We start from the raw sequence: 16816 nt of genomic DNA, 5'->3' as shown, positions 1-16816 counted from the left end.
CGCCCCGCCGCCCGGAGCACCATGCCCGCCACCCCCGCCGCCCGCACGAGCCTGGCCTTCGACGCCGAGCTCGGCCAGTCGGCGTTCCCGGTGCGGTTCGAGGCCGTGGGCCGCACGTTCACGCCGGGCGCTCCCGTCCTGACCGACGTCTCGCTCGATGTCACTGCGGGCGAGGTCATCGCGATCCTCGGGCCGAGTGGATGCGGCAAGTCGACCCTCCTGCGCATCGCGGCGGGGCTGGACAGCGCCTCCGAGGGCTCCGTGCTCATCGACGGATCGCCGGTGTCGGGCATCGACCCGCGCTGCGCGGTGGCGTTCCAGGAGCCGCGTCTGCTGCCGTGGCGGAGCATCGCCGAGAACATCGCCCTCGGCCTCCCGCGCGGCACACCCCGTCCCGCCGCCCGGGCCGCGGTCGACGAGCTGCTCTCGCTGGTCGGGCTCAGCGCTCATGAGCGCTCGCGACCGCGCGAGGTCTCGGGAGGGATGGCCCAGCGCGCCTCCCTGGCGCGCGCCCTCGCGCGAAACCCCGGCGTCCTCCTCCTCGACGAGCCGTTCGGCGCGCTCGACGCGCTGACCCGGCTGCGGATGCAGGACCTGCTGCTCGACGTGCATGCGGCCGCCCCGGCGACCGTCCTGCTCGTGACCCACGACGTCGACGAGGCGCTGCAGCTGGCCGACCGCATCGTGCTGCTGGGTCGCGACGAGCCGGGAGGCGTCTCGCGCATCCAGCGGATCATGGCCGTCCCCGGCGCCCGGCCTCGCGACCGCGGCTCGGCGGAGCTCGCCGAGCGCCGCGCCGACCTGCTCGTCGGGCTCGGAATCGAGCGGCACTAGCTCCCTCCCCAGGCCCCGGTTTCACTGCCTGTCCACCGATCGATCCGCCCCGCGCTCCGCTCCCCGCCCGTGTCCCCCACACTCAGTCCTGTCACCGCACCCGAAGTCGAGGCCCCCATGTCGTTCACCAGCACACCCCTCTCCCGCCGCACCGCACTCGCCGGTCTGCTCACGGCCGCTGCCGTCCCGCTCCTCGCCGGCTGCGTCCAGGGCGAGGGCGGCGCAGGTGCGGCAGCCGCAACCGCCGGGGCCGGCGGCACCCGGGGCGGCACCCTCACGCTCGACTTCGCGACCTACAACCCGCTGAGCCTGGTCATCAAGGAGAAGGGCTGGCTCGAGGCGGCCCTCGCCGAGCAGCAGGTCACCGTGGCGTGGGTGCAGTCCGCCGGCTCCAACAAGGCCAACGAGGCCTTGCGCGCCGGAGCGATCGACGTCGGCTCGACCGCCGGCTCAGCGGCGCTGCTCGCGCGCTCGAACGGCTCGCCCATCACGACGATCGACATCTTCTCGCAGCCGGAGTGGTCGGCCCTCGTCGTCCCCGCCGGCTCGGCGATCACCTCGGTCGAGCAGCTGAAGGGCAAGCAGATCGCGGCCACCAAGGGCACCGACCCCTACTTCTTCCTCGTGCAGGCGCTCGAGGCCGCCGGCCTCGGCATCGACGACGTCACGGTGCAGAACCTCCAGCACGCCGACGGCTGGGCCGCGCTGCAGAACGGCTCCGTCGACGCGTGGGCCGGCCTCGATCCGATCATGGCCGGCGCAGAGGCCGCCGGCGCGACGCTGCTGTACCGCAACGTCGACTTCAACTCCTACGGCCTGCTCAACGCGACCGAGAGCTTCCTCGCCGAGAAGCCCGACCTCGCGCAGACCGTCGTGAACGCCTACGAGCACGCCCGCGCCTGGGCTCTCGAGAACCAGGACGAGACGGCGAGCATCCTCGCCTCGGTCGCCGGACTCGACGTGGCGGTGGCGACCACGGTCATCACTGAGCGGAGCAACCTCGACGTCGACAACGTCCCGGGCTCCGCGCAGACCGACGTGCTCGCCGTGATCGGCCCGATCTTCGTCGCGAACGGCGACGTCGCCTCGCAGCAGCAGGTCGATGATGCGCTCGAGTCGCTGTTCGACGACACCTACGCGACGGCGGCCGATCCCACTGCCATCGGGGCTTGACCCGCCGCTCCACGACCACGACAGCTCCCGAGGAGACGACCATGGCGATCCGAGACGACGAGGCGACCGACGCCGACCTGATCCGGCGCGGCACTGGCCTGGTGCCGGCTCCCGGCACGGTCGGAGCCGCCGTCGTCGGGCCGAGCGTCTCCGCCTCGCAGAAGCGGGTGCGCGACGATGCGGCGGCCCGCACGCGTCCGCTCGGCTCGCGACGCTGGTTCGTGGTGGTGGGCGGAGCGACCCTGCCGGTCGTGCTGCTACTCGCCTGGCAGATCGCGACCGCGACGGGCCTGGTGCCGGTGTCGGTGTTCCCCTCGCCCGCGATGGTGTGGGCGGCCGGTGTGGATCTCGCACAGCGAGGCGACCTCGGCCAGGACATCGCCATCTCGACCCAGCGGGTGCTCATCGGCTTCGCTCTCGGGTCTGTCCTCGGCCTGGTCGTCGGCGCCCTGTTCGGGCTCTCCCGCATCTGGGAGGTCGTCCTCGGTCCGACTCTCGGCGCGATCCGCGCGGTGCCCTCGCTCGCCTGGGTCCCGCTCCTGCTGCTCTGGATGGGGATCGGTGAGGAGTCGAAGATCACGCTGATCACCATCGGCGCGTTCTTCCCCGTGTTCACCACGGTCGCCACCGCACTCGGACACGTCGACCGACACCTGGTCGAGGCGGGCCGCGCCTTCGGGCTCTCGGGCGTGCGGCTATTCACGACGGTGCAGCTGCCCGCGGTGATCCCCTCCGTGATCTCGGGGCTGCGCCTCGCGCTCGCCCAGTCCTGGCTGTTCCTCGTCGCGTCCGAGCTGATCGCCTCCTCGATGGGCCTGGGCTTCCGGCTCATCGACAGCCAGAACAACGGGCGGATCGATCGGGTGTTCCTCGCGATCATCCTGCTCGCCGTCCTCGGCAAGCTCACCGATGCGGTCGTCGGAGTGTTCCAGCGCTACGCGGTAAGGAAGTGGGCGTGAGCGCCCGGGAAGGAGCGTCGAGAGTGAGCGACACGATCGCCAACCTGCTCGACGAGCACCGGCGGTTCCCGCCTCCCGAGGCATTCGCCGCCGCAGCGAACGTGGGCCAGGAGGAGTACGCGCGCGCTGCGTCCGATCCGGTCGCGTTCTGGGAGGAGGCGGCTCGCCGCCTCGACTGGGCAGAACCGTGGCACACGGCACGCACCTGGGAGCCGGCCGCTCCGCTGCCCGACGGAACGCTCTCGGTTCCGCGCGCCACCTGGTTCGAGGGCGGTCGGCTCAACGTGGCCGTCAACTGCGTCGACCGCCACGTCGACGCCGGGAGGGGCGACACGATCGCCCTGCACTTCGAGGGCGAGCCCGGCGACCGGCGCTCGATCAGCTACGCGCACCTGCAGAAGGAGGTGTCGCGAGCCGCGAACGCACTGACAGCACTGGGCATCGGTGCGGGCGACCGGGTCGTCGTCTACCTGCCGGTGATCCCCGAGACCGTCGTCATCACGCTCGCGATCGCTCGCATCGGAGCGATCCACTCACTCGTCTTCGGCGGCTTCTCGGCCGAGGCGGTGCGGTTCCGCGTCGAGGACACCGGCGCCAAGCTGCTGGTCACCACCGACGGGCAGTTCCGGCGCGGAGCCGCGGTGCCGGTCAAGGCGAGCGCCGATCACGCCGTCGAAGGCGTCGCGTCGATCGAGCACGTCCTGGTCGTCCGCCGCACCGGCGAGTCCGACGTGCCGTGGACCCCGGGCCGCGACGTCTGGTGGCACGAGCTCGTCGACGGCCAGAGCGATGTCCACGAGGCAGAGGCGTTCGACTCCGAGACCCCGCTGTTCATCATCTACACCTCCGGCACGACCGGGAAACCGAAGGGCCTCGTGCACACCAGCGGCGGCTACCTGACGCAGGCCTCGTGGACGCACTGGGCGGTCTTCGACGCGAAGCCCGACGACGTGCACTGGTGCACCGCCGATCTCGCCTGGGTGACGGCGCACACCTACGAGATCTACGGTCCGCTCTCGAACGGGCTCACCCAGGTGATCTACGAGGGCACTCCGAACACCCCGCACACGGCGCGGCACCTCGAGATCATCGAGCGCTACGGGGTGACCGTCTACTACACGGCACCGACGCTGATCCGCACGCTGATGACGTGGTTCCCCGAGGGCGTGCCGGAGCGGTACGACCTCTCGAGCCTGCGCCTGCTCGGCACGGTCGGCGAGTCGATCAACCCCGAGGCGTGGGTCTGGTTCCACGAGGCGATCGGCGGCGGGCGCTGCCCGATCGTCGACACCTGGTGGCAGTCCGAGACGGGCGCCGCCGTGATGTGCCCGCTGCCGGGCGTCTCGACGCTCAAGCCCGGATCCTCCCTCGGCGCATTGCCGGGGCTGAGCACGCTCGTGGTCGACGAGAACGGCGAGCGGGTGCCGAACGGCTCCGGCGGGTACCTCGTGGTCGACGGCACCGGACCAGCGCTCGCCCGCACTGTCTGGGGGGATCCGGAGCGGTACCGCGACTCCTACTGGGCGCGCTACGCCTCCCGGGGCTACTTCTTCTCGGGCGACGGCGCTAAGTACGACGCCGACGGGGACATCTGGGTGCTGGGCCGCGTGGACGACGTGATCAACGTCTCGGGCCACCGCCTGTCAACGATCGAGATCGAATCGGCCCTCGTCGCCCATCCGGCGGTCGGCGAGGCCGGAGTGGTCGGAGTCGCCGACCCGACGACCGGGCAGGCGATCGCGGCCTTCGTCATCCCGTCCGACGAGACCGTCGACCGGGCCGCGGAGGACCCTGCCTACTGGAGCGCGCTCGGCGCGTCGCTCTCCGCTCAGCTGCGCGAGCACGTCGCCACCGCGATCGGGCCGATCGCCAAGCCGCGCGACGTGGTGGTGGTGCCCGACCTGCCCAAGACCCGCTCCGGCAAGATCATGCGCCGCCTGCTCGGCGACATCCGCGACGGCCGGCCACTCGGTGACGTGACGAGCCTCCAGGACGACACGGTCCCGGCGCGCATCGCCCGGATCGTCGCGGAGCGCGGCTGAGGCGCACACCAGAACCACAGCTCGGAGGCGCTCCCCACGGAACGTGCGCGCCATCGACGATCCAGGGACCGCCGGATCGAGGCCGTCCGCGGCCGGCACGAGCTCCACCGACGCAGGAGCGAGCGAGCGACGACAGCGACGACGACGACGACGACGCAACGATCGTGCGGTGCATCGTCGACACCCAGACGCGACCGATCGCCTTTAGCCGAGCAACCCTCACGCTAGGCTCCGAGCACGAGCGATCTGAGACGGAGGACGTGGTGGGTTTGTTCACGCGATGGAGGAAGAGGCCGCAACCCGCAGACCGTGTCGAGTGGGTGACAGCGACGGCGCGACGAATGCTCGCTGAGCAGGGAGTCGAGACCACGGTGCGGCACGGCGAGAACCCCGAGGACGTAGAACTTGTCTCCGCCGATGCGCGACGCTTCGCGCTCTTCACCGTGCTCGCGAAAACGCTGGGAGCGCCGATCGACGAGGCGGAGACCATCATCGCCGACCATATCGGCTGGCTCGTCTCCTCCGCCGACATGCCCGACCTCGCAGGCTTCTCGCCCGAGGAACTCCGCTCGCGCATCCGCACCCGTCTTCTGAGCAGCCGGGACAACCAGCCGGACGACTTCCCGTTCCGCTACGCGCGGCCGTTCTCAGAGGGCATCGTCATCGCACTGTGCATCGACCTCCCCGGCTGCGTGGTCGCTCTCACCGACTCCGCTATCGGCACGCTTGCGCTGGGCGAGGACGAGCTCTACGCCTTCGGCCAGCTGAACACCGACCGCGAGCCCGTCGATCAGCGCTACGAGGCGACCCCGGGAATCGAGGTCATCGTCGGCGATTCGCTCTTCACCGCCTCGAAGGCTGCGAACCTTCCCGCGGTCATCGGGTCCGCGCCGTTCGGAACCTTCTTCACGGTTCCCTCTCGACACACGCTCATCACTCTGCCCCTCACCGGCCCGCAGACCCTCGACGCGGTCTCCGACCTCGTCACCGTGACCATGCGGATCATCGGAGACGGGCTCGTGCCCGGCGGCGTGATGTCACTGAACGTCCATTTCTCTCGTGGAGGTGTCGTCACGACGGTCTCCTCGATCGACGAGTCGGGCACCATGACCCTGCGCATCGACGAGCGGCTGCGGCAAGCACTCGAGGAGTCGGCTGCGATCGGCGAGGAACTCGGGACAGCGGACGGTCCGGTCGACTCCTGAGGTGTGACGACCGATGGCCGCTGTCGGGAGGACCGCGACCGAGCCGCGCCCGGACGAAACCGCCTCGTCGCCGTCGCGGTGAAGGGCGGCACCCGCCGCCGCCTCAGCGACCGATTCCTGTCGATCGAGTTCGGCGGCCGCATCCGGAGTAGCGTGAGGCCGTGCGCGACGTTCACCAGCAGATCATCTCCGAGCTCCACGTCTCTCCCACCGTCGATCCGGCCGACGAGGTCGACCGGCGCAGCGGCTTCCTCGCCGAGTACCTCCGCAGCACCGGCGCGAAAGGCCTCGTCCTCGGCATCAGCGGCGGGCAGGACTCGAGCCTCGCCGGCCGCCTCTGCCAGCTCGCGGTCGAACGAGTGCGCGAGAGCGGAGGCGACGCCTCCTTCACCGCGGTCCGTCTGCCGTACCGCGTGCAGGCGGACGAGGAGGACGCGCAGCTCGCGCTCTCCTTCATCCGCCCCGACCGCCAGGTGGTCTTCGACATCCAGCAGGGCGTCGACGGCATCGCCGCGGCCTTCGGCGACGCGGTCGGCGAGCCGATCTCGGACTTCGTCAAGGGCAACGTGAAGGCCCGCGCACGGATGATCGCGCAGTACGCGATCGCCGGACAGGCAGGCATGCTCGTCGTCGGCACCGACCACGCCGCCGAGGCCGTCACCGGCTTCTTCACGAAGTTCGGCGACGGCGGAGCCGACGTCCTGCCGCTGACCGGTCTCACCAAGCGTCAGGGCCGCTCGCTCCTCGAGCATCTCGACGCCCCCGCACGCCTCTACGAGAAGGCGCCGACCGCGGATCTGCTCGACGAGAACCCCGGACAGACCGACGAGACCAACCTCGGCCTCACCTACGCCGACCTCGACGAGTACCTGGAGGGCGGCGACGTGGATCCCGCCGTCGCCGAGGCGATCGAGGCGCGCTACCTCGCGACCGAGCACAAGCGCCAGGTGCCGCTGTCGATGTTCGACGACTGGTGGCGCTGACGCCCCGGTCTCCGTCTGAACGGGCGAGCGCTCCCTCCGGAGGCTCGCCCGTTCTCGTCGGGGGAGGCAGCTCGGACCGGATTCGGCGCGTCAGCCGCAGCAGGTCAGCCGCACCGCATCAGGGGGTGGCGCGAGCGTTGTAGACGAGCGCCGCGCCCGCGTTCACGTGAGCCCGGTAGGCGCGGAAGACAGAGAGCGCCTCGTCGCGCAGGACTCCGTCGACCACCTCGATGCCGCGCTCCTCGAACTGGGCGGCCCAGTCTTCGCGCATCGGCCCCTCGTCGAACGTGCTGATCTCCTCCAGCTCGGGGCCGGAGCCCGCGACGACCAGGCGGCGCACGCCCGACCACAGCGTCGCTCCGTAGCACTGCACGCACGGTCGCCAGTTGACGACGAGCTCGTGCGCGGGGAGCCCCTCGCCTCCGAGGTCCCAGGTGCCGAGGGAGGTCTGCGCGAGACCGAGCGCGGTGACCTCGGCGTGCCCTGACGAGACTCCGCTCGCGAGCACGACGTTCACGCCGACCGAGACGAGACGGCCGGAGTCCCGCTCGACGACGATCGCGGCGAACGGTCCGCCGTTGCCCTCGCGGAAGTTGCGATCGGCGAGCGCGTGCACGAGCGCCATCCGCTCCTCCGCGGTCGCGAGGACCTCGGGGACGTCGCGGATCGCGTCCGCGATCCAGGCCGGCAGGGCGATCTCGTAGCGGGTGGCAAGCCGGTCGATGGTCACGGGTCCTCCTGGAGCTGCTGGGGCATCCGATCAGCGGACCGGCGCAGGCACGGCCGCGTCGAGCGGGGCCCGATCCATCGTGTCATCCTCCGGCCAGCGGAGCGCTCCCGGCGAGTCCGCTCGGCGCGACGGTCACGGGGCCAGCGCGGCCCCGAGCGCCGCGGACTGCGCACTCCAGAAACGCTTCGTCACTCCGCTGCGGCGGAAGAGCGCATCGAAGCCGTGGAAGGCCCCTTCCACGATCTCGAGCTCGCACGGGACACCGGCCGCGCGGAGGCGCTCGGCGTACCGGACGTCCTCGTCGTGGAAGAGGTCGAGTGTGCCGACGCCAATCCACGCGGGCGGAAGACCAGAGAGGTCGTCGCGGCGAGCGGGTGCGGCGTAGACCGAGACGTCGGGGCCACCGGGCTCCGCGCCGAGGTACGAGGACCAGCCGAAGCGGTTGCTGCGCGGCGTCCACACGCGCACGCCGGGAGGGGTCGGGCCCGGGCGGGTGACGGTCCGATCGTCCAGCATGGGGTAGACGAGCAGTTGGAACGCGGGCTGCGGTCCTCCGCGGTCGTGCGCGAGCAGGGTGGTGCCGGCCGCGAGCCCGCCGCCCGCGCTCGCTCCGCCGATCGCGATCCGCTGCGGATCGACGCCGCGCTCGTCGGCGTGTTCGGCGAGCCAGCGGAACGCCGCCAGCACGTCCTCGAGGGCTGCCGGGGCGGGGTGGGTGGGCGCGAGCCGGTAGCCGACCGAGAGGACGGAGATGCCGAGCGTGCGCGCGAAGGCGATGTTCGACGCCTCGTCCTGGAGGTGGCTGCCGAGGACCGTGCCGCCGCCGTGCACCCAGACCAGAGCCGGAGCCGTCGTGCGGAGTGTGCGCGGGCGGTAGCTGCGCGCTCGGACGCTCGGAACTCCGTCCGGGCCGGGGATCACGAGGTCCTCGACGATGATGTCCGGCGGCGCCTCCCCACCCGTCTGCTGCTTGCGGTTGATCAGCCGCACCAGGCGCGGGCCGACGAAGACGGGTGGGAAGAAGCGGCCGATCGCGAGGTCGGGATGGAAGAGGGGCACCTTCGCGGCGCCGCGAGATGACGCGGTCATGCGCGGGAGGCTACTATCCCGAGCCGCGAGGGCCCTCTCCGCGCGCCTTTCTAGGGGCGGACGAGCGTCTTGATGGCGCGACGCTCGTCCATCGCGGCGTACGCCTCCGCGATGTCCTCGAGCGGCAGCTCCAGGTCGAAGACCAGGCCGGGCTCGATCGCGCCACTGAGCACGTCGGGCAGGAGCTCCGCCATGTAGCCGCGCACCGGCGCGACTCCGCCGTTCACGCCCACGTTGGAGCCGAACATCTGGCGCACGGGCAGCTCGGGGCCGCCGTTGGGCACACCGACGTAGCCGACCATGCCGCCGGGACGGGCCGAGTCGAGCGCCTGCTGCATCGATTCCTTGGTGCCGACGCATTCGAGCACGCAGTCGGCGCCGATGCCGTCTGTCAGCTCGCGCACGCGCGCGACCCCCTCGTCTCCGCGGGTCTCGACGATGTGCGTCGCACCGAAGCGGCGGGCCAGGTTCTGACGCGACTCGTGCCGCGACATCGCGATGATGGTGGTCGCTCCGAGCCGCTTGGCCGCGAGGACGGCGCAGAGGCCGACCGCGCCGTCGCCGACCACCGCGACCGTCGATCCGGCCGTCACTCCGGCGGAGACCGCGGCGTGGTGCCCGGTGCCCATCACGTCGGCGAGGGTGAGCAGACTCGGGATGAGCGCCGGATCGGGGTCGGTGCCGACCCGGAACAGGGTGCCGTCGGCCAGCGGGACGCGGACCTTCTCGCCCTGGGCGCCGTCGGCGAAGCCTCTTCACGCACCTCGGCACCCCACCAGCCGCCGTTCAGACACGAGGTGGAGACGCCGTTCGCGCAGTTGGCGCAGGTGCCGTCGCAGACGTAGAAGGGGGCGATCACGAAGTCGCCGACCGAGACCTCGCGCACCTGGTCGCCGACGGCCTCGACGACTCCGACGAACTCGTGGCCGATACGGTGCGCCTCGGCGGTGGGGGTGACGCCACGGTACGGCCAGAGGTCGGAGCCGCAGACGCAGGCGGCGGTGACGCGCACGATCGCGTCGTGGCCCGTGGACAGCTGCGGGTCGGGGACCTCCTCGAGACGGATGTCGCGCTCGCCGTGGATGAGTGTTGCTCGCATGGATGCTCCTGGTCGGGAGAGGGGTGGGGACTCCTCCACGCTACGCCCGAGCGCTGCGGCGGAGTCGGGAGGACTTGGGGCTTGCACGAACGCGCGAGCGGGCGGCCGCGGGTCGGCGGTGCCATCAGGGCGGCGCCGTCAGGGCGGCGCCTCGACCCAGCCGTCGCGACCGATCACGATGTGCGCGAGGAACCGCAGGCCGCAGGCCTCGGCACCCTCGGCGAGCGCCCTCGTCGCCGCACGGTCGGAGGGCAGCACAACGGCGTCGCCCGGATGACTGTGCGCGAGACCGACCCCGGTGGCGCCGCGGGCGAGCACCTCTGCGAGCACGGCGGGCAGCGGCAGCTCGGCGTGCGACGGGGCGCCGTCGGCCAGCGTGAGCACGTCGCGCACAGCACCCGACTCGCCGAGCGCGACGGCCAGCACGGTCTCGAGCGGGCGATCGGCGAGGAGCGGAGTGACGAGTTCGGCGAGCGCGACCGCATCCGTCACACGGGCCGCTCGCGACGCGCGGTTCATCCGGCGCCGCAGCTCGAACGAGGCGACGAGCCGGCAGGCGGCCACCTCGCCGATGCCGCGGTGCCGCATCAGATCGGACACTCCGGCGCGAGCCACCGCGTCGATACCACCGAAGCGCGCGAGGAGGCGCTGCGCGACGACGGTGGCGTTGGCGCCGCGCACGCCGGCTCCGATGAGCACCGCGAGGGTCTCGGCATCGGTGAGGGCGCCGGGGCCCCGGGCGCGCAGGCGCTCGCGCGCCGCTGCTCCGGCGCGAGGTCGGCCATGCGCGGGCCGAGGACTTCGAAGGACATGCCGACGACGCTACGCAGACCGCAGCGGCCCCAGACCCCGGATCCCGCATCTGTGGACGATCGCCCGGCCCGCGCGCCCTGTGGAGGAGCCTCCGCCCGCCTCGCCCGCTCCTCCCCGCCTCCGCGGGCCCGGAGCGAACGCGAGAGCCCCCGGACCCGGCAGCGCGTCTAGGGCGCCGCCCTCAGGCCTGCCGTCACCGCGAGGCTCTCGCCGTCCTCCGCCACGTCGACCAGCACCACGTCCCCGTCGCGGATCGCACCGCCCAACAGCGCCGTCGCCAGCTGATCGTCGATCGCCCGCTGCATCAACCGGCGCAGCGGCCGTGCACCGTACTGCGGGTCGTAGCCGCGCTCGGCCAGCCAGCCGCGCGCCGCCGGCGTCACGGCGAGGTCGAGCCGCCGCTCCGCCAGCCGCTTCGAGAGCCGGTCGACGTACAGCGACACGATCTCGCCCAGCTCGGTGCGGTCGAGCGCGTCGAAGATCACGATGTCGTCGAGTCGATTCACGAACTCCGGCTTGAAGGCCTGGCGCACCATCTGCTGCACCGCCTCCTCCTTCTGCGCCCGCGAGAGGACCGGGTCGACGAGGTACTGCGACCCCAGGTTGGAGGTGAGGATGAGGATCGTGTTGCGGAAATCGACCGTTCGCCCCTGCCCGTCGGTCAGTCGACCATCGTCGAGCACCTGGAGCAGCACGTCGAACACCTCGGGGTGCGCCTTCTCGATCTCGTCGAGGAGCACCACCGAGTAGGGGCGCCGACGCACCGCCTCCGTCAGCTGACCGCCCTGCTCGTAGCCGATGTAGCCGGGAGGAGCGCCGACCAGCCGAGAGACGGCGAACTTCTCGCCGTACTCGGACATGTCGATGCGCACCATCGCCTTCTCGTCGTCGAAGAGATGGTCGGCCAGCGCCTTCGCCAGCTCGGTCTTGCCCACACCCGTCGGGCCGAGGAAGAGGAAGGAGCCGGTGGGCCGGTCGGGGTCGGAGATGCCCGCGCGCGTGCGCCGGACGGCGTCGGAGACGGCCGAGACCGCCTCGTCCTGCCCGATCAGCCGCCGATGCAGCTCGGTCTCGAGGTGCAGCAGCTTCTCGGTCTCGCCCTGCAGCAGGCGGCCGACGGGGATCCCCGTCCAGGCAGCGATCACGGCTGCGATGTCGTCGGCGGTCACCTGCTCGTTGACCATGCGGCCCTCCGCCGGCTCCTCCTCCGCCTCCGCCGCCGCGAGCTCGCGCTCGATCACCGGGATGTCGCCGTACAGCAGCTTCGACGCGCGCTCGAGCTTGCCCTCGCGCTGCGCCCGCTCGGCCGCGATGCGCAGGGCGTCGAGCCGGTTCTTGAGCTCGCCCACGCGGTTGAGGGAAGCGCGCTCGCGCTCCCAGCGCTCCTGCAGCTCCTCGAGCTGCGAGCCGCGCCGCGCGAGATCCTCGCGCAGCTTCTCGAGCCGCGCCTTCGAGGCCTCGTCCTTCTCCTTCTTCAGCGCCAGCTCCTCCAGCTTCAGCCGGTCGACGGAGCGGCGCAGCTCGTCGATCTCGACCGGCGCCGAGTCGATCTCCATCCGCAGGCGCGACGCGGCCTCGTCGATCAGGTCGATCGCCTTGTCGGGCAGCTGCCGGGCGGTGATGTAGCGGTTCGAGAGGGAGGCGGCGGCCACGAGGGCGGAGTCGGCGATGGCCACCTTGTGGTGCGCCTCGTACCGCTCCTTCAACCCGCGGAGGATCGCGACCGTGTCCTCGACGCTCGGCTCGCCGACGAGCACCTGCTGGAACCGGCGCTCGAGCGCCGCGTCCTTCTCGATGTACTGGCGGTACTCGTCGAGCGTCGTGGCACCGATCATCCGCAGCTCGCCGCGGGCCAGCATCGGCTTGAGCATGTTCGCGGCCGCCACCGAGCCCTCGCCGCCACCCGCGCCCATCAGGGTGTGCAGCTCGTCGATGAAGGTGATGATGCGCCCTTCCGACTCTTCGATCTCCTGGAGCACGGCCTTCAGCCGCTCCTCGAACTCGCCGCGGTACTTCGCGCCCGCGATCAGCGCAGAGAGGTCAAGGCTCACGAGCTGCTTGCCCTTGAGGCTCTCGGCGACGTCGCCTGCGACGATCCGCTGCGCCAGCCCCTCGACGACGGCGGTCTTGCCGACGCCGGGCTCGCCGATGAGGACGGGGTTGTTCTTGGTGCGGCGCGTGAGCACCTGGCTGACGCGCCGGATCTCGGCGTCGCGCCCGATCACCGGATCGAGCTTGCCGCTCGCCGCGATCGCCGTCAGATTGACGCCGTACTGCTCGAGTGCGGACTTCTCGTCCTGCTGGGGCATCCGACCGGCCTGCATGATGGTGGTCTCCTCCGTGGATCGAAAGTTGAGTTCGACTGACTCAACTTTACTCCGGGATGGACTGTTCCCGGGTGGTCACGCCGTGACGACTCCGCGGTCCCGTCGCCCCAGCGCCTCCAGAGCGTCGCGCAGCAGCGAGTGGAGGCGCGACTCGCCGACTCCCGTGAGCGCCGCGATCTCGGGCTGCGAGAACCGACCGGCCGCCGCCAGGAGCAGCAGTTCCCGATCCGGGCATTGCAGGGCGAGGACCCCTGTGCCCAGCGGACGACGCACGAGCTCGCGCTGTGCGCCGAGCGTCTCGCAGAGCACCTCGACCAGCCAGAGCACAGGCTCCGCGCGCGGGCCCCCTCGCGTGCGCGGCGCCAGACCGCGGTGAAGACATCGGAGCAGAGCCGGTCGCGAGCAGTGGGATCGGCCTGCACCGTGGCGATGCACGCCGACACGAGACCGCTGAAACTGTCGAAGAGCTCGCCGAGAGCGGAGGCGTCGCCCGCGGCGGCGCGGGTCAGGAGAGTAGCAGCGTCCCGGGTCAGCGCAGGGCGCTCCGGTCTGCCGTTCGCGTCATCGCCGCCAGCACTCACAGGCGACAGCGTGTCACCGACTGCGGGACGGCGGGACCCGTTGCGCGAAAGGGGGGTGACAGCTATGAACACGATCCGCCGATCGACGGGGATCCGCCGGGGTCGGCGGCGCGGATCGACGGGTCCGCTGGCGGCGCCCCGCCGGTGGACCGTCGACCCCTCGCGGAGCCACCGCCGACTGCTCGAGGTTCTCCCAGGGGGACGCTCCGCGTTTCCACACCCCGACTCCCGGCGCGGAGCCGTTCGACCGCGTTCGCGGGCCGGTTCTCCACAACTCTCCACAGGGTTGTCCACAGCTGTGGAATGACGCGCGGATCACACGTCCACCGCGCGGACGAGGCCGTCCTGCACTCCACCCAGCCAGTCGTAGACACTGCGGATCGCGGCGGCGCTGCCGTCCTCCGGCTCGACGACGTCGGCATCGGCGATTCCCAGGCGTGCGGCGAGCGCCAGCCGCATGTCCGTCAGGGCGCGGAGCCAGGCGATCGCCTGCGGCTCCTCCAGCCGGACCGACACTTCGCCGAGGCCAGCGAACACGCGGCCGTGACTGGAGCCGTCTCCGGCGTCGAGCCCCGCGACGACTGCACGCGCGTCGTCCATCTTGCGGCCGGCGAGATCGGGGGCCGTGAAGCGACGGAACTCCTCGGCGGCTTCGGCGTCGTCGCGGTAGGCGTCGGGCAGCAGGCGAGCCAGCGCGGGATCCGAGCGGGCCTCCTCCGAGGACACGCTGAGATCGAGAAGCTCGAGCATCTCGCCCGCGAGGTGGCGGAGGATCCCCGCCTCCTCGCGGTCGAATCGGGCGACGGCGGCCCCGGAGGAGTCGCGGCGGAACGCGCGCATCAGCTCGCCCCGCTCACGCGTCGGCCTTCTGCAGCGTCGCCCACAGACCGTAGCCGTGCATCGCCTCCACGTGCCGCTCCATCTCCTCGCGGTTGCCGGTCGCCACGACGGCGCGCCCCTCGGTGTGCACCTGGAGCATCAGGCGCTCGGCCTCGGCGCGGCTGAAGCCGAAGTAGCTGCGGAAGACGTACGAGACGTACGACATCAGGTTCACCGGGTCGTCCCACACCAGCACGATCCACGGCACCTCGGCGGCCGAACGGGTCATCTGCCGCTCGTCCACGCGCTCGATCGTGTCCGCCATCCCCTCAGCCTAAATCGCGCGACCTCGGCACTCCGCCCCGGTGCGGGCTACCGAGCGCGCCGCGGAGCCTCCCGACCAGGACCGGTCAGGACGAGAGCCGCGGCAGCACCTCGCGAGCGAAGAAGTCGAGGTGGTCGAGGTCGTGCAGATCCATGAACTGGAGGTAGACCCGCTCGACGCCCGCCGCGCGCAGCGACTCGAGGCGGTCGACCGCCTCCTGCGCGCCGCCCGCGACACCGTGCTCGCGCAGCTCGCCCGGCTCGCGGCCGATCGCCGCCGCCCGGCGCGTGAACTCGGCCTCATCGCCTCCGCCGACCGCGATCAGCGCAACCGAGTGCACGATCGACGAGGCTCGCGCCCGATCGCCCGGCACGCTTCATCGACCCGCTCGAAAGCGGCCGGGATCGCATCGAACTCGGGGAACGGGAGGTTGAACTCGCTCGCGAAACGCGCCGCGAGCGCGGGCGTCCGCTGGGGCCCGCCTCCGCCCACGATCACGGGCAGGGGGAGGCGCGCCGGCTTCGGCAGCGCCGGCGAATCGGTCAGCGTGTAGTGCTCGCCCGCGAACGAGTAGCGCTCGCCGACCGGCGTCGACCACAGGCCCGTGACGATCTCGAGCTGTTCCTCGAGCAGATCGAACCGCCGCGGCGGGAAGGGGATGCCGTAGGCCGCATGCTCCTCCTCGAACCAGCCGGTGCCGAGCCCGAGCTCGACGCGTCCGCCGGACATCGCATCGACCTGCGCGACCTGGACGGCGAGGATGCCCGGCGGGCGGTAGGTGACGGAGGAGACGAGGGTTCCGAGCGCGATCCTGCGGGTCTCTCGGGCGAGACCCGCGAGCGACGTCCAGGCGTCGGACGGGCCGGCGCCGGGGTCGCCGTCTCCCATCCTGAGGTAGTGGTCGGAGCGGAAGAAGCCGTCGTAGCCGAGGGCTTCGGTGGCCTGCGCGACGGCGAGGAGATCGTCGTAGCTCGCGCCCTGCTGGGGTTCGGTGAAGACTCTGAACTGCACGGGTCCAGCCTCGCGCACCGGGAGCACGCAGCGCGAGCCCGCATCCCGTCCGAGGCCCCCGTGCACCGTGGCAGGTCGGGCGTCACTTCACGGAGGTGAAGATGACCTTCGGGCGGTCATAGCCGGCATCGACCTGCACGACGACGGAATCGGGATCGGCCACGGAGAACGCCTGCTGCCAGCTGATCTGCCCGCCGGGAAGAACCGCCGTGGACGGCTCGACAAGCGGCCTGTCCGCGCTGTAGTCGGCGATGCGGCTGCCCTCGACTCCTCCGGAGGAGACCGAGACGTTCAGATACGGGTCGACAGGCGTGTCGGAGTCGTTCTTGATGACGAAGGTGAACACCACGTTGTGCGCCTGGTCGGCCCCGATGGCGTTCTCGGTCACCTGGAAGTCCGACGGCGACGACACTCCGATGGCCACTCCGTCGTCGAAGGAGACGCCGTCGTCGAAACCGGACATCAGCGGCCGGTCGGATGCCGACGACGAGCCCGAGCCCGAGAGCGACTGGTCGAGCTGCCGCTGCTGGACGGCACTCACGAGGCCGACGACGGCGAACACGGTGAGGACGATCGCGAGCACGAGGCCCATCGCTCCGAGCACGAGGCCGGTGAGCGCGAAGCCGCGCGGCCGCCTCTTCTTGACCAGGGCCACGATGCCGAGCGCTATCGCAGTGATGCCGACGACGGCCCCGAAGAACGGCACGAAGGCGAGCGGGACAGCCGCGATCCCGACGATCAGGGTGGCGAGGGCGAGTCTGCTCCTCGCGGGCTCCGGCGCGTCGGGGCCGTCGAGGAACGCAGGCGGCATGGCAGTCTGCGCGGG

At 71.6% G+C, this 16816-nt stretch carries 14 protein-coding genes and 2 pseudogenes; 6 read left to right on the top strand and 10 right to left on the bottom strand.

Annotation, left to right across the window (positions count from 1 at the left end):
- Positions 1-21: 21 nt before the first annotated feature.
- The 6 genes from ACH61_RS09390 (at position 22) to nadE (ending at position 7196) form a co-directional block, all read left to right on the top strand.
- Entirely contained in the window at positions 22-834 is an 813-nt protein-coding gene (locus ACH61_RS09390; RefSeq protein WP_068211493.1) for an ABC transporter ATP-binding protein, read from the top strand.
- A 117-nt stretch (positions 835-951) separates the two neighbouring features.
- A complete protein-coding gene (locus tag ACH61_RS09385) occupies positions 952-2007 on the top strand; it encodes an aliphatic sulfonate ABC transporter substrate-binding protein (protein ID WP_068211491.1) in 1056 nt (351 codons plus the stop codon).
- A 41-nt stretch (positions 2008-2048) separates the two neighbouring features.
- Positions 2049-2966: an ABC transporter permease gene (locus tag ACH61_RS09380; RefSeq protein ID WP_082845157.1), complete on the top strand. Its 918-nt coding sequence runs from the start codon at positions 2049-2051 to the stop codon at positions 2964-2966.
- 23 nt (positions 2967-2989) lie between these two features.
- A complete protein-coding gene (acs, locus tag ACH61_RS09375; RefSeq protein ID WP_068211488.1) occupies positions 2990-5008 on the top strand; it encodes an acetate--CoA ligase in 2019 nt (672 codons plus the stop codon).
- Between the two features lie 341 nt (positions 5009-5349).
- Positions 5350-6213 carry a hypothetical protein gene (locus ACH61_RS09370; RefSeq protein WP_236713615.1) on the top strand — a complete coding sequence of 288 codons (864 nt, stop codon included), beginning with the start codon at positions 5350-5352 and terminating at the stop codon, positions 6211-6213.
- Positions 6214-6374: 161 nt separating this feature from the next.
- Positions 6375-7196 (top strand): ammonia-dependent NAD(+) synthetase, encoded by an 822-nt coding sequence (nadE, locus tag ACH61_RS09365; RefSeq protein ID WP_068211482.1) that lies wholly within the window; start codon positions 6375-6377, stop codon positions 7194-7196.
- 118 nt (positions 7197-7314) lie between these two features.
- On the opposite strand, the gene ACH61_RS09360 is transcribed toward nadE, so the two are convergent.
- From ACH61_RS09360 to ACH61_RS09315, 10 genes and pseudogenes are all read right to left on the bottom strand, one after another.
- On the bottom strand, positions 7315-7926 hold the full coding sequence (locus ACH61_RS09360; protein WP_199220837.1) for a nucleoside deaminase: 612 nt from the start codon (positions 7924-7926) through the stop codon (positions 7315-7317).
- Positions 7927-8058: 132 nt separating this feature from the next.
- Positions 8059-9015 carry an alpha/beta hydrolase gene (locus ACH61_RS09355; RefSeq protein ID WP_068211479.1) on the bottom strand — a complete coding sequence of 319 codons (957 nt, stop codon included), beginning with the start codon at positions 9013-9015 and terminating at the stop codon, positions 8059-8061.
- 50 nt (positions 9016-9065) lie between these two features.
- Positions 9066-10114, bottom strand: a pseudogene (locus tag ACH61_RS09350) (zinc-dependent alcohol dehydrogenase family protein).
- Positions 10115-10252: 138 nt separating this feature from the next.
- Positions 10253-10861, bottom strand: coding sequence for a JAB domain-containing protein (locus tag ACH61_RS09345; protein ID WP_068211477.1), 609 nt, complete (start codon positions 10859-10861; stop codon positions 10253-10255).
- Between the two features lie 233 nt (positions 10862-11094).
- Positions 11095-13236 (bottom strand): ATP-dependent Clp protease ATP-binding subunit, encoded by a 2142-nt coding sequence (locus ACH61_RS09340; RefSeq protein ID WP_413784030.1) that lies wholly within the window; start codon positions 13234-13236, stop codon positions 11095-11097.
- A gap of 93 nt (positions 13237-13329) precedes the next feature.
- Positions 13330-13581 carry a hypothetical protein gene (locus ACH61_RS09335; protein WP_068211474.1) on the bottom strand — a complete coding sequence of 84 codons (252 nt, stop codon included), beginning with the start codon at positions 13579-13581 and terminating at the stop codon, positions 13330-13332.
- 569 nt (positions 13582-14150) lie between these two features.
- Entirely contained in the window at positions 14151-14675 is a 525-nt protein-coding gene (locus tag ACH61_RS09330) for a DUF2017 domain-containing protein (RefSeq protein WP_068211471.1), read from the bottom strand.
- Positions 14676-14688: 13 nt separating this feature from the next.
- Positions 14689-14979 carry an ATP-dependent Clp protease adapter ClpS gene (clpS, locus tag ACH61_RS09325; RefSeq protein ID WP_068211468.1) on the bottom strand — a complete coding sequence of 97 codons (291 nt, stop codon included), beginning with the start codon at positions 14977-14979 and terminating at the stop codon, positions 14689-14691.
- Between the two features lie 85 nt (positions 14980-15064).
- A pseudogene (locus tag ACH61_RS09320) lies at positions 15065-15990 on the bottom strand (LLM class F420-dependent oxidoreductase).
- Positions 15991-16072: 82 nt separating this feature from the next.
- On the bottom strand, positions 16073-16816 hold a 744-nt coding region (locus tag ACH61_RS09315; protein ID WP_236713614.1), incomplete at its 5' end, for a DUF4190 domain-containing protein.

This window comes from Rathayibacter tanaceti, assembly GCF_001634385.1.
Lineage (GTDB): Bacteria > Actinomycetota > Actinomycetes > Actinomycetales > Microbacteriaceae > Rathayibacter > Rathayibacter tanaceti.
This window is presented reverse-complemented; position numbering and strand designations above follow the sequence as displayed.

Coding starts and splice junctions, on each gene's coding strand:
- ACH61_RS09380 (WP_082845157.1), top strand. CDS start 2,049: ATGGCGATCCGAGACGACGAGGCGACCGACGCCGACCTGATCCGGCGC.
- ACH61_RS09385 (WP_068211491.1), top strand. CDS start 952: ATGTCGTTCACCAGCACACCCCTCTCCCGCCGCACCGCACTCGCCGGT.
- clpS (WP_068211468.1), bottom strand. CDS start 14,979: ATGGCGGACACGATCGAGCGCGTGGACGAGCGGCAGATGACCCGTTCG.
- ACH61_RS09370 (WP_236713615.1), top strand. CDS start 5,350: ATGCTCGCTGAGCAGGGAGTCGAGACCACGGTGCGGCACGGCGAGAAC.
- ACH61_RS09355 (WP_068211479.1), bottom strand. CDS start 9,015: ATGACCGCGTCATCTCGCGGCGCCGCGAAGGTGCCCCTCTTCCATCCC.
- ACH61_RS09340 (WP_413784030.1), bottom strand. CDS start 13,236: ATGCCCCAGCAGGACGAGAAGTCCGCACTCGAGCAGTACGGCGTCAAT.
- ACH61_RS09390 (WP_068211493.1), top strand. CDS start 22: ATGCCCGCCACCCCCGCCGCCCGCACGAGCCTGGCCTTCGACGCCGAG.
- ACH61_RS09330 (WP_068211471.1), bottom strand. CDS start 14,675: ATGCGCGCGTTCCGCCGCGACTCCTCCGGGGCCGCCGTCGCCCGATTC.